Consider the following 22,290-nt stretch of genomic DNA (forward strand, 5'->3'; position numbering starts at 1 on the left):
AACTAATAACAGTATCTAAAATTATTGCTAACACTGCACTTTCAAATTAAACCCCTAATTGCTAGAGTATTAACTTAAAATAACATAAATCAAAACTCAGCTATTTCACATATGTCATGTATTAATACATGACATATGTGAAACTTAATATATAGCCAACTAAAGAGTTCACTAGACTAATCATCAAGCGAAAATTACCATTTAAAATCAATTGGTTACATGAAGTGTTAGGTAAAAAATACGCTACCGCCCTTGGCTTACAGTAACCAATACACTGATATATGATACCCAAATTAGTAACATTACACACATGCCACATTTAGACTGTATTTCTACCGACCAAAACTATTAAATTCTCACCGCTTTTAGCTAATGTCAAAGCATGTTGTTCGATAATATTTTAGCTAATTTTCTTACATATAACCTAGCATTACAAGAGAAATGTGAAACATATTATTTTCTGATATTTCACAATGCAAGTAAGTTATCATCATGTGAATATTGTTTCGGTATTTTCTGATTGAAATAATTTAAAAGCCGTCAGTAGGACCATTAAATTAGTGCAATTTAATACATATGTAATTATTTTGATCGATATGAATATAGCCATCCTAAGGTTATTTAGCCACTAACATGGTGATTTTTCTATAACTAGCTGTTCTAAAAGATCAATATGCCCTTCATCATCGTTCAAAGCAGGGATGTATTCGAACTTTTCACCCCCTGCATGTAAGAAAATCTCGCGATTTTGTTCTTTGATCTCTTCCAACGTTTCCAGGCAATCGGCAGAAAAACCAGGACACATCAACTGAATATGCTTAACCCCTTGAGAGGGCAAGCTTTTTAAGGTTTCATCGGTATAGGGAGTTAACCACGGTTCACGACCAAAGCGAGATTGATATGTCATCATGATTTTCTCAGCCGGTAATGCTATTTCAGCACGTAAAGCGCGGCTAGTATCTTCACAACGTTGCGGATAGTCATCACCTAGTTTCGCATAGCGTTTTGGTATCCCGTGGAATGATAGGACTAATCGATCGGGTTTGCCATGCTGTTCAAAAGAGCGTTCGACGCTTTGTTTTAATGCTGAGATATAGCTTGGATGTTCTGCATAATCACGGATAAATGTAACTGAAGGCAAACGGCGATAGCCCTTCAATATGCGAGCAACAGCATCCCAAACCGCAGCACTGGTTGAACAGGAGTATTGTGGGTAAAGCGGCAAAACCACCAGCTTGGTGACACCTTGTGACAACAGTTTATCAATGGCATCAGGCAGATTTGGCGAACCATAACTCATCCCCAACTCTACTGGGATTTCGGGCATACGTGCTGCCAAGGCTTTTTGCTGGCGGCGGCTATAAACCAGCAGTGGTGACCCCTCTTCCATCCAGACAGATTGATAGAGCTTTGCTACACGAGGAGATCGAATAGGAAGAATTACACCGCGTAACAAGGGCCACCACAGCCACGGTGAGGTATCAACCACCCGGCGATCACTCAGAAACTCAGTCAGATAACGTTTGACCGCCTGTGCAGTCGGAGCATCCGGTGTGCCCAGATTGACCATCAGTACACCGAGTTTGCTTTGAATCATGCCAGATGTCCTTATTGTATATGCTACGCCGATTATTCGAGCTAACGAATACACCTTAGCTAATATCTGTAAAATAGAAAGGCGACCCTAGGCCGCCTTTCTATTTTAGCATCCAGGATTAACCGAGAATAGTCGCTAATTCTGCACTAACTTCTGGCACTTTACGGGTTCCATCCAGCTTAAAATACTGTGTATTGCCAGCATCAGCTTCTTTACGATAGTAAGAAACCAAAGGAGCAGTTTGTTGATGATATTCAACCAGACGCTTACGCACCGTGTCTTCTTGGTCATCCTTACGGATTGTCAGTTCTTCACCGGTAGCATCATCTTTATCTGCAACTTTAGGCGGGTTAAATTTAACGTGATAAACCCGACCAGAAGCAGCATGTACCCTACGGCCAACGATACGCTCAATAATCAGTTCGTCCGGAACATCAAACTCCAGCACATAATCAACCTTGATACCGGCTTCTTTCATGGCATCAGCTTGAGGAATGGTACGTGGGAACCCGTCTAACAGGAAACCGTCACGGCAATCATCCTGTGTGATACGCTCTTTTACCAATGCGATAACCAGCTCGTCAGTAACCAGCTTGCCAGCATCCATAATCTCTTTCGCTTTCAGACCTAACTCAGAACCAGCTTTTACAGCGGCGCGCAACATATCACCAGTAGAGATTTGCGGAATACCGTATTTCTCCATGATGAATTGAGCCTGAGTACCCTTACCAGCGCCCGGAGCGCCCAGCAGAATGATACGCATTGCGTAAATCCCCTTGCTATGTAGTTTTTCTATGTGTTTTTACTTAAACAAATCGAAATTGTGGAAAACAAGCAACCATACCATTTTCAGGGGGGTTGGCTCAAGGCGCGTGAGGCCAGTTGGCAAGATTACTGCGGAGAAAACAGAGTGAAATAGGGCGTCAACTCAAGCATCTATCAAAAAAAACGCCCCTGATAAGACATTAATCAGGGGCATTGTATGAGGCATTATGCCGTTAACAACTGATTCATTCGACGGATAAACTGATTGGGATCATCTAACGTTCCCCGTTCAGCTAACAGTGACTGATCCAGTAGTAGTTCGACCCATTCAGCAAATTGAGTGTCATCAGTGACATCTGCTGCGCGCTTAACCAAACTGTGCTCCGGGTTCAGTTCGAAGATATACTTCACTTCCGGCGCTTGCTGCCCTGCAGCAGCAAACAGTTTAGCCATCTGAGTGCTCATTTCATCAGAATCAGTGGTCACAATCGCCGGGGTATCTGTCAGGCGATGTGTCAGACGCACATCTTTCACGCGCTCACCCAGCAGAGTTTTCACACGCTCAACGAACGGTTCCAATGCCTTATCAGCTTCTTGCTGCTCTGGGCGCTCTTCATCTGCCAGCTTATTCAGCGAGTCGTCTGCTTTGCTGACTGACTGAAGGGATTTACCATCAAACTCAGTTAGATAGCTCATCATCCACTCATCTATACGATCAGATAGCAGCAAGACCTCAATGCCTTTTTTGCGGAACAGTTCCAGGTGCGGGCTGCTCTTCGCGGCGGCATAGCTATCGGCAGTGATATAATAAATCTTCTCCTGCCCTTCGGTCATACGGCTAACGTAATCTTCCAGCGAGACGGTCTGTGCTGAACTGTCAGTATGGGTCGACGCGAAGCGCAATAATTTGGCGATGGTTTCTTTATTACTACCATCCTCCGCCGGGCCTTCTTTCAGCGCCATACCGAACTGCTGCCAGAACTGCTGATATTTCTCAGCATCATCTTTAGCCAGTTTTTCCAGCATTTGCAGTACGCGCTTGGTCAGCGCACTGCGCAGGTTCTGAGTCACACGGCTGTCTTGCAGGATCTCACGCGATACGTTCAACGGCAGGTCGTTGGAATCGATCAGGCCACGAATAAAACGCAGATAATTCGGCATGAACTGTTCAGCGTCGTCCATAATAAACACGCGCTGCACATAAAGTTTCAAGCCATGCTTGTGGTCGCGATTCCACATATCCCACGGTGCCTGTGCCGGGATATACAGCAAGCTGGTATATTCCTGTTTACCCTCAACGCGGTTGTGGCTCCAACTCAGCGGGTCGGTAAAGTCATGAGCAATGTGTTTGTAGAATGCTTTGTATTCATCGTCAGTGATATCTGCTTTACCGCGAGTCCACAGAGCCTGCGCTTTGTTGATTTTTTCCCAAGTAACGGTGCCATCTTCTTCATTTTTACTTTGGATTTCAACCGGCAGCGCAATATGGTCTGAATACTTGCTGATAACTGAACGCAGACGCCAGTCATCCAGATACTCATCTTCACCCTCACGCAAGTGAAGCGTAATTTCTGTGCCACGTTCTTCTTTGGTAATATCCGCGATGGTGTAATCACCCTCGCCTTGCGACTCCCAGAACACACCGGCATCGGCTGGAGCACCCGCGGCGCGGGTACGCACCGTGACTTTATCTGCCACGATAAACGCCGAGTAGAAGCCCACACCAAACTGGCCGATCAACTGGCTATCTTTAGCTTGATCGGAACCAATAGATTCAAGAAATGCTTTAGTACCTGATTTGGCGATAGTACCTAAGTTATCGATGACTTCATCACGGTTCATACCGATGCCGTTATCACTCAGGGTCAACGTGCGTTTCTCTTTATCAAAAGATAAACGCACTCTCAGCTCACCATCACCTTCGAACAATTCCGGGTTAGATAACGCACGGAAACGCAGTTTGTCCGCAGCATCCGAGGCATTGGAGATCAGCTCGCGCAGGAAGATTTCTTTATTAGAATAAAGCGAGTGAATCATCAAATGGAGAAGTTGCTTTACTTCAGACTGGAATCCACGGGTTTCTTGACCTTTCATACTCATTAATTACCTCAATCCAAATTATCGATAGGTAGATAAAGTCGAACAATGAGGATCAGATGGGGCCAATGGATGAAGGTTTCAAGTCTACACACAGAAAAAATAGAGAATCGAGGGCGATTGACTTGTTATCCCGAATAAATTTATTCGTAAGCTAATCAATAACAAGGCCACCGCCCACGGTAGAGAATGGTATCAATACTTAATGGGATGACGTCCGGCCAGTGAGTGCGACAGTGTCGTACCATCGACCATTTCCAGCTCACCGCCTACCGGTACGCCATGAGCGATACGGCTGGCTAATGCGCCATACTGACCACACATCTGACCAATATAGTTGGCGGTCGCGTCCCCTTCCACTGTCGGGTTAGTTGCCAGAATAACTTCAGTGATCGTCTCTGTAGAGAGACGCTCTTCCAGCAAGTCCAAACCGATATCACCGGGGCCAATACCGTCCATCGGTGATAAATGCCCCATCAGCACAAAGTAGCGCCCACTGAACTGGCCAGTTTGTTCTACAGCATGGATATCTGCCGGGCTTTCGACCACACAGATTTGGCCATTTTGCTGACGACGCGGATTAGAGCAGATAGTACAACGGTCTTGCTCGGTAAAAGTGCGGCAATCAGCACAGTGACCGATTTCAGACATTGCCTGAGTCAATGCCTGCGCCAGACGCATTCCGCCACTACGATCACGCTGTAGCAATTGGAAGGCCATACGTTGCGCTGATTTCGGGCCAACGCCCGGCAAGCAGCGCAACGCCTCCATTAATGATTCAAGGAGAGGGCTGGTTTGCATCAGAACGGCATCTTAAAGCCTGGTGGTAACTGCATACCACTGGATACAGACGCCATTTTTTCTTTTTGCGTTTCGTCGATGCGACGAGCAGCATCGTTTAATGCGGCAGCAATCAAGTCTTCCAGCATTTCTTTATCGTCTTCAACCAACAGACTTGGGTCAATTTCAACCCGGCGGCAGTTGTGCGCCCCATTGATGGTTACTTTTACCAAGCCCGCGCCAGATTCACCGGTAACTTCCAATTTGGCGACTTCTTCCTGCATCTGCTGCATTTTTTCCTGCATCTGCTGGGCTTGTTTCATTAAATTGCCAATACCGCCTTTACCAAACATAGTCATCTCTCATCGCAAGGGGCCGCGTCAGTGCACCATGCACTTATCGCAGCGATTAAACTGGCCGGATACTCTCTTCATCCAGTTCTGCATCAAAGAAACGACGCAGTGTCTGAATGTTATTATCCGCAATAATTGACTGACGCGCTTGCGCCAGTTTTTCTTCATAAATAGCCTGCCGCCATTCCAGCGGGGTACGTTCCGCCAGATTATCGTCTTCCACGACGCTCAGTGTAACCGTGCTACCGTGTAATTCACTCAACGCATCACTCAGCGCTTTTTGAGCTGACGGCGAATTTAAATGACGCTGAGCAGAACGCAGGTGAAGACAAATATTACCCGGTTCTATTTCTTGTTTAAATGCATTCAGAGCAAGCTGCTGCACCAATTTAGGAATTTGTAATTTATCAATCTCTGCCGCCCACGGGTCTCGTGCCATAGACTCTTCAGCTAACTTAGCGGACAACTCTGGCGTTTTTTCATGCTCCAGCGCAGAACGCAACGCTTTAGGCGTCGTTACCGGCTCTGGCGCAGCTTCCGGCTGGTTCTGTGCAGTCCAACGATAGGCTTCTTTTTTCGCTGGTTTCTTTTCTTCTGTTATTTTGGCCGCCAGACGCTGCTGGCTGCGCTCAGTCACTGAAGCCAAACGCTCCAGCGCTGAGTTTGCCGGCCGCGCTTTTCCTGGCGCTGCCGGCTCATTCTTTTTTGGTGTGGTCGTCCCTGATTGCCGCAGTAACTGTGTGCGCGCCTGAAGAAGTTGCGCGGTGGCATCGGGTAGCTGGCCATTCACCTCAGCCGCCCCCCGTGGAGGAGGTACATCTGCTATTGCTGACACCGGTAGTTGTGCCTTTGAATCACGCGAAGGAGCGGGAGTCGTATTATTGGTTATCGCAACCGGAGCATTCACAGGCACAATCTGCGATTCAGCAATTATAGCCTTCGGATGAAAAGCCAGCGCGCGCAATAAGGTCATTTCAACCCCCATGCGGCGATCCGGAGCATAAGCCAGCTCTTTGCGCCCCATTAACAGCGTTTGATAATAGAGCTGAATATCAACAGGGGGCAATGTGCGAGCCAGCTCACGTAATCGTGGTTCAATGGCGGCATAATGATTATCAAGCATTGATGGCAATAATTGCACCATCGCAATGCGATGCAGCAGACTTAAGGTTTCGACCAATAAATTTTCCCAGTCAATGCCGCGTGAAGCCGCCTGCTCAACTTGTGCCATAACCTTAGCCCCATCGGCACTGACCAGCGCTTCGATAATCGCCAGCGGCTGTTCATCATCCAACGAACCCAGCATCTGGCTGACCGTCGAGGTGGTGATTTGCCCCTGCCCCATAGCAATAGCCTGGTCCGCCAGACTTAGCGCATCCCGCATACTGCCATCAGCAGCCCGAGCCAGTAATTGTAAGGCGCGGGCATCACTGGTGATTTGCTCAGCTTGCAAAATTTTCTCGAGCAGCGCACGAATCTGTTCAACATCAATGGCTTTGAGGTGAAATTGCAAACAGCGGGAAAGGATCGTAACCGGTAATTTCTGTGGGTCCGTCGTTGCCAGCAAAAACTTCACATGGGCTGGTGGCTCTTCAAGGGTTTTCAATAATGCGTTAAAACTATGGCGCGACAGCATGTGAACTTCATCGATCAAGTACACTTTGAAGCGGCCACGAGCCGGAGCATATTGCACGTTATCCAGCAGCTCACGGGTATCTTCTACTTTCGTTCGTGAAGCGGCGTCTATCTCGATTAAATCGACAAAACGGCCTTGCTCAATTTCCCGACAATTCGCACAAACACCACATGGCGCGGCAGTAATCCCAGTTTCACAATTGAGGCCTTTGGCCAACAATCGAGCGATAGTGGTCTTACCGACACCGCGGGTACCGGATAATAAATAGGCGTGATGGATTCGCCCTAACGAAAGGCCATTAGCCAGCGCCGTCAGTACATGTTCCTGACCAACGACATCTGCAAACGTTTGGGGGCGCCACTTACGGGCAAGGACCTGATAGCTCATTAATACTTCATCATTGATTTATAAAGAATAATTTAATCACCAATAAAAAAACAACAATTTAACCTACATATATTAAATGGTCTGTTTTCTAACACATTAACCCAAATAACTACAGGCTGAATCTTAGTGTACCAGTACGACCATCGTCATTCCCAGAAATTTACTTTGTGGAAGTAGACTTGTCGATTCTTTGTACCCTGCGATGCAGTAATAAATCATTATTAGTTTCTGTGACCTGCTCCCCGTTGATTAGTACACCCCGGTGTTAGTAATGTCTTCATAAGCTACATGAGGACTATGAAAGTGATTTTTGATGAAAAGGGGTTTTACCACCTCTGGACGGGAAAATATGGATATCAGAGGAAGAGTGCAAAGTTTCCAAAAACTGCCTTGCTTGATAAGAAAGTTGAACAAAGCGTTCAGCACCTGTTTTCGTTTCTTTAAGGTGGATTGTACTTTTATCAAAATCTATATTACCCCAAGCCATTTTGCAGACTTCTCCAGTACGGCACCCTGTCCATAAAGTTAGCTGCAATATATTTTTGATCGTCGCTAAATAGGTTGAATTAGTTAACCAGCTTAGAAAGAGGGAGAGTTCCTTGTCAGAAAATACTCGTTTACCCCGCGGCATCGTTATGAAGAGTTCGTCTTATTTCAGCCTGTCCTAGCTTGTTACGTGAACCAAGAATAATCCGACCATCTGGCCCTTTTCGATCTTCAATACGTTGAGTCAAATACAGTTCAACAAGCCCCTCTAGCGCCAGAGTCCGCTCCTGCTGCTTTTTATATTCATCAGCTTTAAGTTGGTTAGCTGCTTTGATTTCAGTTGTAGGACAGCGCCCTTCATTCTTCACTTGTTTTAGGTCTTGGAGTTTAGCTCTAACTTGCGCAAGGGTGATGTTGGGAAAGTGGCCTATCTTAATTTGGGTGAGTTTGTGGGTTAGAGGACTGGTATAACGATAGAAAAAGGTTTAACACCAGTAGCACACAAGTAAGCCGTAATCCTCGGTTTTCACCGGTATCTGCTTTATCTTTGTCAGCGGGCTTCATTGCTTCAATGACTTTGGTTGATAGTGGATTTTCATCTGTTTTTTCAACCTGTTAGCTCCATATGCTGTTACTACTATATGACGCATATTATACCACAGATAATCAGCAACCTATATTTTGACCTACAGTAAAATGTAGGGTTCAGTGGTTTTTAGTGGGATTTCATGAGACTAACTGACATCATGAAAAAAACATAATTAGTTGAGATTTAATATAAAAATGGTTTTCTCATTTAAAATTCATAGGGGGAAAGTTAATTACGATACTAATAGCTCATTAATACCGGAGAAGTTGGATAATCCAGTAGGTCATGCTAACACAGCCTCGGCACTGACCGCGAGGCCGATATTTTCAATTCCCCTTCGGGCTTGAGGCTGTAGCGTTGCTAGCGAGTTCGCTAACTGAATCAATTAGTTGTAATTAAGACGACTTGAATCGGTTCATCAGGTTTAATGAGCCTCCTCCTTGAGGCTCCCCCTACCGACTGGCATCAATGCGATTAAAATCGGTTTTCAGCCGATTTGTTGTTCACTTGCAGCCTACCGGCACCTTCTGGCTCTTTGGGTATAAAATCAATGGCCGTCGAATGAAACCAAACTGTAGCAATGAATCCCTTGCTGGGTTAGACGTGCTTCGCCCCCTAATTCAGGTAAATTAATTACAAACGCCGCGTCAGTCACTTCACCGCCAAGTTGACGGATAAGTTTTACAGTGGCCTCAATTGTCCCACCGGTGGCTAACAAGTCATCAATAACCAAGACCTTATCGCCTGGTTTGATGCTGTCAGTGTGAATTTCCAGCTTGTCAGTGCCGTATTCCAACTCATAGCTTTCGCTGATAGTTTCTCGCGGTAATTTACCGGGTTTGCGTACGGGAACAAAACCAACGCCCAGAGACAAGGCAACCGGAGCGCCGAACAGAAAACCACGGGCCTCAGTACCGACGACTTTCGTCACGCCCGCATCCAAATAGCGCGCTACCAGCAATTCGATGCTGGCAGCATAAGCTAATGGGTCTTCCAGCAAGCTGGTCACATCACGGAACAGTATTCCCGCTTTTGGATAATCTGGAATAGTTTTGATACTGTCTTTAATATATTTAAGCTGTTGTGCTGTATTAGTTGCAGTAGCGGTCATAATTTGTGCCTGGATAAAACTGCTGTACATACTAAAGCGCGGCAGCCAATACCAAGGTGGCATTGGCTAAGTAATTGACTCTATCAATGACTCCACGATAGTTTAAATCACTGCATCCTGAACTCTAAGGACACAACGAGGGATTACCCCGCGCACGAAAACGCTCAAATCTATGCAAACTGGCGCAAAATTGCAACTGATGAGCAGCACTCAGCGCCGTTTTTGTTGCGACAGGTCAATAACCGGTATGCGCAACATAAAGGTCAACAATATGATTAGTATCAGAAGTAATATGCCTCTCACCCACCAAATTTTCACTAACCAAAGTGAAAGGGAAAATGTTAGCAGGGTAATCAATACTGCTTTCCATTTCGCCCCAGGAGGTAACGCACGGTGCTGTTGCCAACTTCGGATATAGCTGCCAAACCACGAACGATAGAGCAGCCAATGGTGAAAACGGGGCGAAGAACGTGCAAAACACCCTGCCGCCAGCAACAAAAAAGGCGTTGTGGGTAAAAGAGGAAGCACGACACCTAAGGTCGCCAATACAACCGCTAACCACCCCAGTGCTATTAACAACCAACGAGACATATACTCCCTTTATAATACTAAACAACATGGCGTTATCATTAACGTATGCGTTGCTGACCTTCAACAGATATTATTGCCATTATGACTACAACTGGGTTCATCCCCTTTTATATACCTGTCAGACCGCTTGTAACCCCCGCAGTTCATAGGCAAGCTAGCGGCAAACGTTCAGGAGAAGCGCCATGAGTACAGAAAAGTTATTGCAGGTGCTTGAAAGCCAGATCGAAGCACTGTCGACACAAATCGCTCCGCAGGCCAATGCCCCTTCACAACAGGCACGCTTTGACCTGAATCTGTTTGGTAATCATGGTAACCGTTTTCGCGATTACCTACAGGAAGTTCGCAAAAACATGACGCAACTGAAACAGGTTGTTGCACAAAGCCGTACACAGCAGGTTGCGTTCCTGGCGGAAAAACTGGTCGCCCAAATTTCTGCGCTACAAAGAGAACTTGCCACACAAAAGCTGCGAAAATCCAATCCTGAACCCCGCGATACCAAGATGGACCCTTACCACAAGCTGGCTGAGCATCAAGATTATGAGCGGCGAATTCTGGTAATGATCCACGATAGAGAGAGCCAACTGGGTAAACAGAGTCTGTTATCCGAACAGCAAAAAATCCAAAAAGAGCTGGCCGCACTGGAGGGCCGCTTGATGCGCTGCCGCCAGGCATTAATCAAAATAGAGCGCAGTATTGAACGAAAAGAGAACGGTTTTTGAATATTTGTCACATTTTTTGAATTGATAGGGTTCCGGCATCGATTTGTTCTCTATAATATTTATGAATCGATTGAAGCCAGATAGCAATCTGCTGTATGACTTCCCTATTAACTGAAGATTAAAAATGTTGGCTACCTTATGTCAGTTGAACAAGCTTCACCAGAATTGCAACTGGCAGTAGATCTTATCTATCTGCTCGAATGCAATGAAATCGCGCCGGAAACTGCATTGGCCGCGTTGGCAATCGTGCAACTTGATTATCAACGTAAGCTCGGTCATAAAATCTCAGATTGAATATTCCGACTACGCGTTTAATACTTATCAGGCTGACGAAAAAGAGTCGAGCCTGATAAGTTATGTTATCAAGCCAGTGGCTTGTTGATATCCGGTAAGTCTGGTTTAGTATCACCTAAACCAGATTGCGGTACAGGTAAGCCTTTAGCATCAAGCGGGCGACTCACTTCTTGTACCTCGGTGCCATCCGCCTTATGCAGATACACTTCCAACTGATTGAATGCGATATTGATGTCATTTTCACGGCATAATTTATCAATTGCACGATTCAATTCGTCTACCGTATAACTGCGATCGCGTAATTCCCGCACATACAAACGCAGCTCGTGATCCAGAGTGCTGGCTCCAAAGTTAAGGAAGAACACCTGAGGCTCAGGATCTGTCATGACACGATGGTTTTCATGAGCGGCCTGCAGAAGTATCTCTTTTACTTTTTCCAAATCAGAACCGTACGCAACCCCCACTTTAATAATTATTCGGGTGATGGTATCGGACAGTGACCAGTTAATCAGGCGCTCTGTGACAAATGCTTTATTCGGGATAATCACTTCTTTGCGGTCAAAATCGGTGATTGTCGTCGCCCGAATACGTATTTTACTGACATTGCCCGAGAAGGTACCAATGGTGATGGTGTCGCCGATACGAACTGGACGTTCAAATAGAATAATCAAGCCCGAGACAAAGTTGGCAAAGATTTCCTGCAAGCCGAACCCTAAACCGACCGACAGCGCAGCAACCAGCCACTGCAATTTATCCCACGATACACCCAGTGAACTCAGCGCAGTTATCCCGCCGATGGCGGTAATAAGGTAAGTTAGGATAGTGGTGATGGCATATGAAGTGCCCTGTCGCAGTTGTAGACGTGACAGTACCACGACCTCAAGCAAGCCGGGCAGGTTGCGCGTCAAAATGTAAGCAACGACCAACGCCATCAGAGCCACTAGCATATTGCCCAACGTCACCGCCTGCGTGACGCCCGCGCCAGCAACTGTGGTGCTGTAATGCCATAAAGAGATACTATCCAGATAAGAGATAACCGTAATCAGATCGGCCCAGATCCAGTAGAAACAGGTGGCGAAAATCACGAACAGCGCCAAGGTGGTCAAACGCAATGACTGCTGGTTAATTTGATCCAGTGCCAATGGGGGTTCTTCTACGGGTTCGCTACCTTCAGCCCCCTCTTTTGCCAAACTTTGCCTTCGGGCAATCGCTCGACGATAAGCCAAACGCCGCGCTGCAACACCTAAGCCACGGATTGCCGTCAGATAAACAATATTCCATAGGAATAATAAGTACAGGCTATCTATCCAACGCCCTGCAAGTTGTAACGTCGTATAGAAATACCCTGCTACCATTAAACCTATCAATATAATGGGTGTGGTAGCCACTGCGGTAACAATGACTAACCGCACCGCATGGGAGTCTTTCTCGCGCCAGCTATCACGGCAGAATGGGTAGACAAATAACGCTAATAATGCCAAGGCAATAACAATCACGACCTGCCCGATAACATCATCAACCAATCGTAGCGGGCTTTTATCACCCAATGCAGACCAGAATATCACGGGCAGTAACGCCCCCCCTAAGCGCACCATCTGACGGCGATAATGCGCGCAGCGGTCAACCGCTATCATAAAGTGCCGTTCAGTAATCCCGCCGGGGGACAACATGCGATAAGTCAGATCGAATACCAGCCAGAACAGCGCCAAACGCTGGAAGAAGCTCCAAAATAATTCGCTGAGATTGAAGTCAGAGCGCAGACACCAGTAACCAATACCTAATATAACTAATGAGCCGGGTAAAACTTTCAGCAAGGTCAGCAGAATAGCATTTGGGGTGTGCATTTGGCTGTCGTGTTTTAATTGCCCGACATCGGCGGCCAACCGGTTCAGATGCTTATTAATGACACCATAACGGGAGCGGATTACCCCAGCTACAAGTAGCATTGGTATCAGGAAAACCAGCGAATTAATGAGGCCAGTCAAAACATCACCCAGTGACAGAGTAAAGTTGAAGCTGCTCAGTTCGGCTTTGAGAGCACCTGGCAATGCTTTCAGCCAGGACCAATCCATCGGTTTATTGCTGCTAACCCAAAAAATCTGCTGTGTTAGCGTGTGTTGTAGCGATTCATTAACACTCAGTAGCTGTTGCTGGTTAATTTGCAGATTAATTGCCAGTGTCAGTTGGTTACCTAGCTGTTTATTGAGTTGATCCAGCAGCTCACGACGAATGTCAACAATCTGCCCCAGTGCATCTTCTACGTCTGAGTTAATCTTTTCTTTGCTCTCATTAATCAGGGTTTGGATGTAATCATCCCCCTGGAATAGCTGGTCGCGCTGCTGATTAATTTCAAATTGCTCTAGCCGCAAATCAGCAATGCGCGGCCCCATATTGGTAATCAAACCGGAGGCGGGTAAGTTTAGCTGCTGCTGGTACAGAATACGTGATAGCAGCAAACTGCCGCGCAATACCGTGATTTGCTCTTTGAGATTCCGCTCAGATTGCAGCGCACGATCCAGCCAGTTTTTTACTCTGATATTCTGTTGAACCAGTGTGTTACCTTCTTTCGTGGCGTTAATTAGCCGTTGGCTCAACTCTTTGTTAATCGCCAATTCACGGCTGACGAGCGGGTCATTCTGGATATCGGTGGCATCATTCGGCACCTGAGCTTCTTTGGCTGTTTTTTCCGAAAGAATCAACCGCTTACCACTGACAACCTCTTGCAGCAACTGAATATAACGCTCCAGTTGGTTAATGTGAGCGGTGGTGTAATCCCGCTGTTTTTGCAGTAAATCTTGTAACGTGGTATTGGCTTCCAGGTTTTTACGTTGTAAATCCAGTTGCGCATTGAGCATTACCTGCTCAGTTAACAGCTCTTGTTGCTGGCTAGGACGTAAAACCTCCGGGTTTGGGGACAATCCATTCAGTTGATTGCGAATCTGCATTAAACGCATAGATGCGTTATACATCGCACTCTGCACCCGTTCGGGCTGAGTTTGTAGAGAGATCAATTGGCTATTGTAGGCTGAGAGGTCTTCCTGAGCGGATTGCAAATCGTCCAGGGTTTCATTCAAACGCGACTCTAATTGGCGCAGAGAATAGTTTGCCAGTGACTCACGCGTTAATGTATCTGCTGAACTATTCTTAAGTGCATCCAACCCCTCAGTGGCCTGACGTAGCTTCACCGGAGCTTGTGCTAATTGTTGTTTAAGCTGATTGGCTTCCTGACGGGTGCGTTCAATGGTATCAAGGTACTCTAACGTCTTGGTGAGATCCTGCTGCGACAGCTTTTCCGCTGGCGACAATATTTTTTGTTTGGATAACGCATCTAACTGACTCATCACTTCATTGCGGGTCGGAACATCAATATTGATTCCCGCCGCAAATACCGACGACATGCAAATCAAACTAATTATAAGCATGGTAACCATCATCCACTGGCGTAATAAAAATACGCCCGATGACGCGGTCAATGGCAATGAAAAGCGTGAATACAGGACTAAAGAAGATTGTGCATGAAATCTGCTGTTCATATTTGAACTTCATTTCAACAGAGAGGCTGAAATCCTATCACGTTCAGTCTCGGGCCATAATAAGAAAAGTCTTTCAGAGCATGAATGGCTGTAAGAATGCGGGCCGTTACGCACTTGTGATTGAAGAGGATGTAACAACTAGCAATATCAGTTGATGAGTAAACGAAATCACAGTAAGCCTCTAATGGTTTAGAACGTCAAAACCTTATCTGCCGCCAGAGTCCATTGAGCAAGCTCCACCAGCGTACCAATCTCTACACCCTCAACCAATGTTAACCCACTCACGCCACGGGCATCGGCACAGGTTTTGCACAATTTAACTGGCACATTCTGGGCAGTCAGAATTTCCAGCATTTGCTGTAAATTATAACCTTCGCGTGGCTGCTGCCCCTTCAAACCGGCAATTACCGCATCCGACATCAGGAATAGGCGCAAATCCAGGCAAACTTGCTGTTCTTTTAAAGTAATAGATAAACGCAGCGCATTGAATAAAGATTCATGACCATAAGCGGCACCATTGGCAATCACAACCAGCGAACTCATCTTTTCACTCATATTTGTATTCATATCACTTTCCTTCCAGTTAATCCGATAGCTTGCTATTAGCCTCTTTGCGTAATGAAAGACTATAGTTCAGCATTTCCAGGTAGGCATCGATTAATACCGGAGCTTCTTGTTTTATATCAAAACTTTCTGGCATATAAAGCCAATTTTCCATCAAGCCGGTAATATAGGCTCTCATGATAATCGCAGCACGACGCGTATCAAGATTTGCTGGTAATTGATTGGCCGAAATACAGCCTTGCAAAGCCAGTTCAATTCGCTCATAACTAGCTAAATCAAGGACTTTACGCGCGTCATGGACAGAGGTCATTTCACCGACAAACTCACACTTATGGAATACAATCTCCATCAAAGCACGACGTCGGCGGTCCTCGCGGGTGGAAACCAGAATATAAATAAGGATTTCACGCAATATACGGAGTGGATTATCGGGATATTTTGCCTGATACTCTAACTCGAGCTGATCAATTTTAGACTCTGATGACTCCCAAACTTCGTTAAACAGGTCTACCTTGTTTTTGAAGTGCCAGTAAATAGCGCCTCGGGTTACGCCCGCGGCGACAGCAATATCAGTAAGAGAGGTGCCGGAAACACCATGCGCGGAGAATTCCCGCACTGCGGCATCCAGAATATGTTGCCGGGTCTCTTCGGCTTGCTGTTTGGTTTTTCGTGCCATAGGGTTGTTTTTTCGAGGGGGTGCGATTTACATACATTCACGAATGTATGTACCATAGCACGCACATACAATTTACGCAGCAATGGGTTTTAAAGCTTGTGATCCATTGAATTAAATTAAAAATCGGACACTTGAGGTTTATCTATGAGCAAAAACAGAGGGGTAATGCCTCTGGCTGCAATTCTGGTACTTTCAGGCAGCTTAGTACTTATAGGATGTAATGATAAAGATGCGGCACAAGCCCATGCTCAACAGGCTCCTGAAGTTGGTATTGTGACATTGAAAGCAGCACCGCTGAATATCACAACCGAACTACCGGGCCGCACGTCCGCATTCCGTATTGCAGAAGTTCGTCCGCAAGTTAGCGGTATTATCCTTAAACGTAACTATGTTGAAGGCAGTGATGTCACCGCCGGAACATCCCTTTATCAAATTGATCCGGCGACTTACCAGGCCGCTTATGACAGCGCTAAAGGTGATTTAGCCAAAGCACAAGCCGCCGCTGAAATTGCGCGTCTGACGGTAAACCGCTACAAACCATTACTGGGTACCAACTACATCAGTAAACAAGAGTATGATCAGGCGGTGTCTGATTCTATGCAGGCCAATGCTGCGGTTCTGGCAGCGAAAGCCGCTGTGGAAACTGCCCGCATTAACCTGGCATATACTCAAGTAACCTCGCCTATCACTGGCCGTACAGGTAAATCTTCAGTTACCGAAGGCGCTCTGGTAACCAGTGGTCAGGCGACAGCAATGACCACGGTTCAACAACTTGATCCAATGTACGTTGATGTAACGCAATCAAGTGACGAGTTCCTACGCCTGAAAAAAGAGCTGGCTGATGGCACGCTCAAGCAGGAAAACGGTAAAGCTAAGGTTCGTTTGTTGCTGCAAAACGGCACTGAATATGCTGAAACCGGGACACTGGAGTTCTCGGGTGTGACCGTCGATGAAACCACCGGTTCAATTACTATCCGCGCTATCTTCCCTAACCCGAATGAAGCGCTGCTGCCAGGAATGTTCGTTCGCGCCCGTTTGGATGAAGGTGTGCGACCTGATGCGCTGTTAGTGCCGCAACAAGGTGTTACCCGTAACCCGCGTGGTGAAGCAACGGCAATGGTGGTTGGTGCAGATAACAAAGTTGAAATGCGCACGCTGACCGCTAATCAGGCTATTGGTAATAAGTGGTTGGTTACTGACGGATTGAAAGCAGGTGATCGCCTGATTGTTTCCGGCTTGCAGAAAATCAAACCGGGCGTACAGGTTAAAGTGCAGGAAGTTACTGACCCGGCGCAAAAACCAGCCCCGGCTGAAACAGCGAAGAAGTCTTAAAAGGAGCCGGTAATTCATGGCTAAGTACTTTATAGATCGCCCTATTTTCGCATGGGTTATCGCCATCATCATCATGTTGGCGGGTGCCCTTGCGATAATGAAATTACCCGTTGCGCAGTATCCAACCATCGCGCCACCGGCAATTTCAATCTCCGCCAACTATCCAGGCGCCGATGCGACCACTGTGCAGAATACAGTAACGCAGGTTATCGAACAGAACATGAACGGTATCGATAACCTGTTATATATGTCTTCCAGCAGTGACTCATCCGGTAGCGTGCAGTTGACGTTGACCTTTAACTCAGGCACTGATCCGGATATCGCTCAGGTTCAGGTCCAGAACAAACTGCAATTGGCCATGCCATTGCTGCCGCAAGAAGTGCAGCAGCAAGGTGTGAGTGTTGAAAAGTCCAGTAGTAGCTTCCTGATGGTGGCCGGCTTTATTTCTGAAGACGGCACCATGCAACAGGAAGATATCGCTGACTATGTAGGTTCTAACATCAAAGATCCTATCAGCCGTACCGCTGGGGTGGGGGATGTTCAGTTATTCGGTTCCCAATACGCAATGCGTATCTGGATGGACCCGCACAAACTGAATAACTTCGGCCTGACGCCGGTTGATGTTATCAATGCTATCAAAGTGCAGAACAACCAGGTAGCAGCCGGTCAGCTCGGCGGCACGCCACCAGTACCGGGTCAGGAACTGAACTCATCAATCATTGCGCAGACCCGGTTAACTAACGCGGAAGAATTCAGCCAGATCTTGCTGAAAGTCAATACTGACGGCTCTCAGGTGCGCCTGAAAGATGTGGCTATCGTTCAACTGGGTGCTGAAAGTTATAACGTCATCGCCCGTTATAACGGTAAACCTGCTGCGGGTATTGGTATTAAGCTGGCAACCGGTGCTAACGCCCTGAACACCTCTGCGGCGGTTAAAGCCGAACTGGAAAAATTGCAACCCTTCTTCCCTGCCGGGTTGAAAGTGGTTTATCCGTACGACACCACACCATTCGTTAAGATTTCAATCCACGAAGTGGTTAAGACGCTGATAGAAGCTATTATTCTGGTGTTCCTGGTAATGTACCTGTTCCTGCAAAACTTCCGCGCAACCTTGATCCCAACGATTGCAGTGCCGGTAGTATTGCTAGGTACCTTTGCCATACTTTCTGTTTTTGGCTATTCGATAAACACCCTAACGATGTTCGGGATGGTGTTGGCGATAGGGCTATTGGTGGATGACGCCATCGTCGTGGTAGAAAACGTCGAACGTGTCATGCAAGAAGAAGGGTTACCACCGAAAGAAGCCACCAAGAAGTCGATGGAGCAGATCCAGGGCGCATTGGTGGGGATCGCGATGGTACTGTCGGCGGTATTTATCCCGATGGCCTTCTTCGGCGGTGCAACCGGGGCGATTTATCGTCAGTTCTCTATTACTATCGTTTCGGCAATGGTGCTCTCGGTTCTGGTGGCATTGATTCTGACACCCGCGCTGTGCGCCACCATGCTAAAACCTATCGCCAAAGGCGAACATGGGCCGAAAACCGGCTTCTTCGGTTGGTTTAACCGCATGTTCGAAAAAAGCACTCACCACTATACTGACAGCGTAGCCAACATTCTGCGCAGCACTGGCCGTTATTTGTTGATCTACCTGGCAATTGTAGTTGGTATGGGCGTGCTGTTCCTGCGTTTACCTTCTTCATTTTTGCCAGAAGAAGATCAGGGCGTGTTCCTAACGATGGTGCAGATGCCAGCAGGTGCGACACAAGAACGTACTCAGAAAGTGCTCAATCAGGTGACTGACTATTACCTCGACAAAGAAAAAGATGTCGTTAACTCGGTGTTTACCGTTAACGGCTTCGGTTTTAGTGGTCAGGGGCAGAATACCGGTCTGGCATTCATCAGTCTTAAAGACTGGAGCGAACGTCCGGGGGCTGAAAACAAGGTTCCGGCAATTGTAGATCGTGCATCCGCAGCCTTCTCGCAAATTAAAGACGGTTTGGTGTTCGCCTTTAACTTACCCGCCATTGTTGAATTGGGTACGGCTACCGGTTTCGACTTCCAGTTGATTGATCAGGGTAACGTCGGGCATCAGAAATTAACCGAAGCACGTAACCAACTGTTTGGCATGGCGGCACAACATCCGGATATGCTGATCGGGATGCGGCCGAACGGGTTGGAAGATACGCCGCAGTTCAAAGTGGAAGTGGATCAGGAGAAAGCCCAGGCTCTGGGAGTCTCTATCTCTGACATCAATACTACGCTCGGTTCAGCTATGGGCGGCAACTATGTAAACGACTTTATCGACCGTGGTCGTGTGAAGAAAGTCTATGTCCAGGCTGCTGCACCATTCCGCATGTTACCGGATGATATTGATAAGTGGTATGTCCGTAACAACGTCGGTCAGATGGTATCGTTTAATACCTTCTCCAGCGCGAAATGGGAATACGGTTCACCGCGACTTGAACGCTACAACGGGTTGCCATCAATGGAAATCCTGGGTCAGGCTGCACCGGGTAAAAGTACCGGTGAGGCAATGGACCTGATGCAGGAGTTGGCATCTAAATTACCAAGCGGCGTCGGTTATGACTGGACGGGAATGTCCTATCAGGAACGTCTGTCTGGTAATCAGGCTCCGGCACTGTATGCCATCTCGCTGATAGTCGTGTTCCTGTGTCTGGCGGCGTTGTATGAAAGCTGGTCGATTCCGTTCTCCGTAATGTTGGTGGTACCACTGGGTGTCGTGGGTGCGTTACTGGCCGCTTCCTTACGCGGTCTGAATAACGACGTTTACTTCCAGGTGGGCTTATTGACCACTATCGGGCTATCGGCCAAGAACGCCATTTTGATTGTTGAGTTCGCCAAGGACTTAATGGATAAAGAAGGCAAAGGCCTGGTGGAATCAACACTGGAAGCGGTTCGTATGCGTTTGCGTCCAATTCTGATGACCTCACTGGCCTTTATCCTTGGGGTTCTGCCACTGGTTATCAGTAGTGGTGCAGGCTCTGGCGCACAGAACGCGGTAGGTACCGGTGTTATGGGCGGGATGATCACCGCGACCGTATTGGCTATCTTCTTTGTTCCGGTATTCTTTGTGGTGGTTCGCCGCCGCTTCAGTAGAAAAAATGAAGATATAGAGCACACTCATGCGGTTGACCATACGGTGAAGTAAATCGTATAGGTATTAGATACCGAGTTCATGTATTACCATAAAGGCCGCTCAGCGGCCTTTTCTTTTGGCTCACCAGTCCCACTTTAGACCAGATAAAACAGCACGCTATCACTATTATTCAGTCATCCGCTGCATTAGTAGGGTTATATTGTGATCAGTCTATCGAGTAGCATCTTACGCATTTACAGTCAGGTAATAAGTTACTAAGATAAAAACCCTCATAAAAATGAATATAACCCAAGAGAGTAGCCACACAGCGAATACACCTGAGTATTTATAACAGTAGAGCGATAATATGACTGCCACACCAAATTCGTCCTATACTCAGATTAAATATTCAAAATAATGAAATTATATAATGTCGATCTAATGCTATTGAGATTGCCGCTGGGCGGCGAATAACGGTGTAACGTCAAGCAAGAAGGGAATCGCAAAGGGATTTATATGCTACTGAAAGCACTAGAAAAACAGAATCCAGCACTCATAGATGCAGCGCTCACATTATGGCAACGGGGGGCCATTAAGCCGGATACCTACGTTATTGACGTCGATCAGGTCAAAGACAATGCCCGTTTACTGTTGGAAACCGCAGCACGCTATGGCATTACCCTTTACCTGATGAGCAAGCAGTTTGGCCGCAATCCACAGCTATGCAAAATCCTGTTGGAATGTGGCTATAAAGGTATTGTCGCCGTCGATTATAAAGAGGCACGCCAGCTTTATCGGCACCATTTGCCCGTCGCTCATATCGGCCACTTGGTGCAGATCCCAAGCGGAATGGTGGATGAGATAGTTGCCCACCAACCGGAGGTCATTACGGTCTACAGCGTGGCAAAAGCAAAGGAAATCGCCGCCGCCGCGACACGTCTGGGAATAAAACAAGCCTTGCTGCTGAAAGTCTCCCATCCCGATGACTTGATTTATCCGGGGCAGGAAGCCGGATTCTCGCTAGATGAACTGCCTGAGGTCATTAGTGAAATAAAAATGCTAGCCGGTGTGCGACTGGCGGGCGTCACCCACTTCCCTTGCCTGCTTTTTGACAGTGAAAAAGGCAAAACCTTACCCAGCCCGAACCTCAATACGCTGCTTGAGGCAAAAAGTATTCTTGAGCATCAGGGGATTTGTGTCGATCAGGTCAATGGCCCATCGGCAACCAGCGTCGAGAGTATCCCGATACTCGCACATTATGGCATTACCCATGCCGAACCCGGCCATTCATTGACCGGCACGATGCCTTCCAATCAGCAAGGTGAGCAGCCCGAACATATTGCGATGCTCTATCTCTCTGAAATATCCCATTGTTATCAGAACCATAGTTACTGCTATGGCGGTGGGTACTATCGGCGCGGACACCTCAATCACGCTCTGGTGTATGACCAACAATGGCGGCCAGGCAACGTATTGAGCCACGATAATGACAGCATTGATTATACCCTCGGCCTGGCTGAAGTGTTCCCTGTCGGCAGCCCGGTCATTATGTGTTTTCGTACCCAAATTTTTGTTACCCGCAGTGATGTGGCTTTGGTAACCGGCATCCAGTCAGGCCAGCCCATGCTCCTCGGCATTTTTGATAGCCAGGGAAATACCATTCCACCATCCACACATTAGGAG

18 protein-coding genes and 1 other annotated feature are annotated in these 22,290 nt (G+C 47.0%); of the genes, 5 read left to right on the forward strand and 13 right to left on the reverse strand.

Annotated features, from left to right (window positions below):
• Window positions 1-628: 628 nt before the first annotated feature.
• The 10 genes from hemH to YALDO0001_RS11450 form a co-directional block, all read right to left on the reverse strand.
• On the reverse strand, window positions 629-1,597 hold the full coding sequence (hemH, locus tag YALDO0001_RS11410) for a ferrochelatase (RefSeq protein ID WP_004703284.1): 969 nt from the start codon (window positions 1,595-1,597) through the stop codon (window positions 629-631).
• Between the two features lie 118 nt (window positions 1,598-1,715).
• Entirely contained in the window at window positions 1,716-2,360 is a 645-nt protein-coding gene (gene adk / locus YALDO0001_RS11415; protein ID WP_004703286.1) for an adenylate kinase, read from the reverse strand.
• Window positions 2,361-2,587: 227 nt separating this feature from the next.
• Window positions 2,588-4,456, reverse strand: a complete 1,869-nt coding sequence (htpG, locus tag YALDO0001_RS11420) for a molecular chaperone HtpG (RefSeq protein ID WP_042839890.1) — start codon at window positions 4,454-4,456, stop codon at window positions 2,588-2,590.
• 198 nt (window positions 4,457-4,654) lie between these two features.
• Window positions 4,655-5,260: a recombination mediator RecR gene (recR, locus tag YALDO0001_RS11425; protein WP_004703292.1), complete on the reverse strand. Its 606-nt coding sequence runs from the start codon at window positions 5,258-5,260 to the stop codon at window positions 4,655-4,657.
• Window positions 5,260-5,592 carry a YbaB/EbfC family nucleoid-associated protein gene (locus YALDO0001_RS11430; protein ID WP_004718772.1) on the reverse strand — a complete coding sequence of 111 codons (333 nt, stop codon included), beginning with the start codon at window positions 5,590-5,592 and terminating at the stop codon, window positions 5,260-5,262. Before YALDO0001_RS11430 ends, recR begins: the two co-directional genes overlap by 1 nt.
• Before the next feature lie 55 nt (window positions 5,593-5,647).
• Window positions 5,648-7,615 carry a DNA polymerase III subunit gamma/tau gene (dnaX, locus tag YALDO0001_RS11435; RefSeq protein ID WP_004703294.1) on the reverse strand — a complete coding sequence of 656 codons (1,968 nt, stop codon included), beginning with the start codon at window positions 7,613-7,615 and terminating at the stop codon, window positions 5,648-5,650.
• Window positions 6,254-6,317: a sequence feature (DnaX frameshifting element), on the reverse strand. It overlaps the preceding gene by 64 nt.
• A 295-nt stretch (window positions 7,616-7,910) precedes the next feature.
• Window positions 7,911-8,246, reverse strand: coding sequence for a tyrosine-type recombinase/integrase (locus YALDO0001_RS21950; protein WP_071986403.1), 336 nt, complete (start codon window positions 8,244-8,246; stop codon window positions 7,911-7,913).
• Window positions 8,233-8,469, reverse strand: coding sequence for a hypothetical protein (locus YALDO0001_RS21955; RefSeq protein WP_004703296.1), 237 nt, complete (start codon window positions 8,467-8,469; stop codon window positions 8,233-8,235). Before YALDO0001_RS21955 ends, YALDO0001_RS21950 begins: the two co-directional genes overlap by 14 nt.
• Window positions 8,470-9,237: 768 nt before the next feature.
• Window positions 9,238-9,801, reverse strand: coding sequence for an adenine phosphoribosyltransferase (apt, locus tag YALDO0001_RS11445; protein WP_042548534.1), 564 nt, complete (start codon window positions 9,799-9,801; stop codon window positions 9,238-9,240).
• Window positions 9,802-10,011: 210 nt separating this feature from the next.
• On the reverse strand, window positions 10,012-10,392 hold the full coding sequence (locus YALDO0001_RS11450) for a DUF454 family protein (RefSeq protein ID WP_042546616.1): 381 nt from the start codon (window positions 10,390-10,392) through the stop codon (window positions 10,012-10,014).
• A 182-nt stretch (window positions 10,393-10,574) separates the two neighbouring features.
• Here YALDO0001_RS11450 and priC point away from each other — a divergent pair, with 182 nt between their 5' ends.
• Both priC and rsmS read left to right on the forward strand, forming a co-directional pair.
• Window positions 10,575-11,111, forward strand: coding sequence for a primosomal replication protein PriC (gene priC / locus YALDO0001_RS11455; protein WP_004703302.1), 537 nt, complete (start codon window positions 10,575-10,577; stop codon window positions 11,109-11,111).
• Window positions 11,112-11,249: 138 nt separating this feature from the next.
• Window positions 11,250-11,405, forward strand: coding sequence for a pleiotropic regulatory protein RsmS (gene rsmS / locus YALDO0001_RS11460; RefSeq protein ID WP_004703304.1), 156 nt, complete (start codon window positions 11,250-11,252; stop codon window positions 11,403-11,405).
• A gap of 68 nt (window positions 11,406-11,473) precedes the next feature.
• Here rsmS and mscK read toward each other — a convergent pair whose 3' ends face one another.
• The 3 genes from mscK to acrR form a co-directional block, all read right to left on the reverse strand.
• Window positions 11,474-14,938, reverse strand: coding sequence for a mechanosensitive channel MscK (mscK, locus tag YALDO0001_RS11465; protein ID WP_004703305.1), 3,465 nt, complete (start codon window positions 14,936-14,938; stop codon window positions 11,474-11,476).
• Window positions 14,939-15,127: 189 nt separating this feature from the next.
• A complete protein-coding gene (locus YALDO0001_RS11470) occupies window positions 15,128-15,481 on the reverse strand; it encodes a DsrE/DsrF/TusD sulfur relay family protein (RefSeq protein WP_042839892.1) in 354 nt (117 codons plus the stop codon).
• 40 nt (window positions 15,482-15,521) lie between these two features.
• Window positions 15,522-16,178, reverse strand: a complete 657-nt coding sequence (gene acrR, locus YALDO0001_RS11475) for a multidrug efflux transporter transcriptional repressor AcrR (protein WP_004703309.1) — start codon at window positions 16,176-16,178, stop codon at window positions 15,522-15,524.
• 144 nt (window positions 16,179-16,322) lie between these two features.
• Here acrR and acrA point away from each other — a divergent pair, with 144 nt between their 5' ends.
• The 3 genes from acrA to YALDO0001_RS11490 all read left to right on the forward strand — a co-directional run bounded on the left by acrA (window position 16,323) and on the right by YALDO0001_RS11490 (window position 22,287).
• Entirely contained in the window at window positions 16,323-17,510 is a 1,188-nt protein-coding gene (gene acrA, locus YALDO0001_RS11480) for an efflux RND transporter adaptor subunit AcrA (RefSeq protein ID WP_042546619.1), read from the forward strand.
• 16 nt (window positions 17,511-17,526) lie between these two features.
• A complete protein-coding gene (gene acrB, locus YALDO0001_RS11485; RefSeq protein WP_004703313.1) occupies window positions 17,527-20,679 on the forward strand; it encodes an efflux RND transporter permease AcrB in 3,153 nt (1,050 codons plus the stop codon).
• 444 nt (window positions 20,680-21,123) lie between these two features.
• Complete coding sequence (locus tag YALDO0001_RS11490) at window positions 21,124-22,287, forward strand: YhfX family PLP-dependent enzyme (RefSeq protein WP_004703315.1); 1,164 nt, start codon at window positions 21,124-21,126, stop codon at window positions 22,285-22,287.
• The last annotated feature ends 3 nt before the right edge of the window (window positions 22,288-22,290 follow it).

It is taken from the genome of Yersinia aldovae ATCC 35236 (assembly GCF_000173735.1).
Taxonomy (GTDB): domain Bacteria; phylum Pseudomonadota; class Gammaproteobacteria; order Enterobacterales; family Enterobacteriaceae; genus Yersinia; species Yersinia aldovae.

Coding starts and splice junctions, on each gene's coding strand:
- hemH (WP_004703284.1), bottom strand. CDS start 1,597: ATGATTCAAAGCAAACTCGGTGTACTGATGGTCAATCTGGGCACACCG.
- adk (WP_004703286.1), bottom strand. CDS start 2,360: ATGCGTATCATTCTGCTGGGCGCTCCGGGCGCTGGTAAGGGTACTCAG.
- htpG (WP_042839890.1), bottom strand. CDS start 4,456: ATGAAAGGTCAAGAAACCCGTGGATTCCAGTCTGAAGTAAAGCAACTT.
- recR (WP_004703292.1), bottom strand. CDS start 5,260: ATGCAAACCAGCCCTCTCCTTGAATCATTAATGGAGGCGTTGCGCTGC.
- YALDO0001_RS11430 (WP_004718772.1), bottom strand. CDS start 5,592: ATGTTTGGTAAAGGCGGTATTGGCAATTTAATGAAACAAGCCCAGCAG.
- dnaX (WP_004703294.1), bottom strand. CDS start 7,615: ATGAGCTATCAGGTCCTTGCCCGTAAGTGGCGCCCCCAAACGTTTGCA.
- YALDO0001_RS21950 (WP_071986403.1), bottom strand. CDS start 8,246: ATGCCGCGGGGTAAACGAGTATTTTCTGACAAGGAACTCTCCCTCTTT.
- apt (WP_042548534.1), bottom strand. CDS start 9,801: ATGACCGCTACTGCAACTAATACAGCACAACAGCTTAAATATATTAAA.
- YALDO0001_RS11450 (WP_042546616.1), bottom strand. CDS start 10,392: ATGTCTCGTTGGTTGTTAATAGCACTGGGGTGGTTAGCGGTTGTATTG.
- priC (WP_004703302.1), top strand. CDS start 10,575: ATGAGTACAGAAAAGTTATTGCAGGTGCTTGAAAGCCAGATCGAAGCA.
- rsmS (WP_004703304.1), top strand. CDS start 11,250: ATGTCAGTTGAACAAGCTTCACCAGAATTGCAACTGGCAGTAGATCTT.
- mscK (WP_004703305.1), bottom strand. CDS start 14,938: ATGAACAGCAGATTTCATGCACAATCTTCTTTAGTCCTGTATTCACGC.
- YALDO0001_RS11470 (WP_042839892.1), bottom strand. CDS start 15,481: ATGAGTTCGCTGGTTGTGATTGCCAATGGTGCCGCTTATGGTCATGAA.
- acrR (WP_004703309.1), bottom strand. CDS start 16,178: ATGGCACGAAAAACCAAACAGCAAGCCGAAGAGACCCGGCAACATATT.
- acrA (WP_042546619.1), top strand. CDS start 16,323: ATGAGCAAAAACAGAGGGGTAATGCCTCTGGCTGCAATTCTGGTACTT.
- acrB (WP_004703313.1), top strand. CDS start 17,527: ATGGCTAAGTACTTTATAGATCGCCCTATTTTCGCATGGGTTATCGCC.
- YALDO0001_RS11490 (WP_004703315.1), top strand. CDS start 21,124: ATGCTACTGAAAGCACTAGAAAAACAGAATCCAGCACTCATAGATGCA.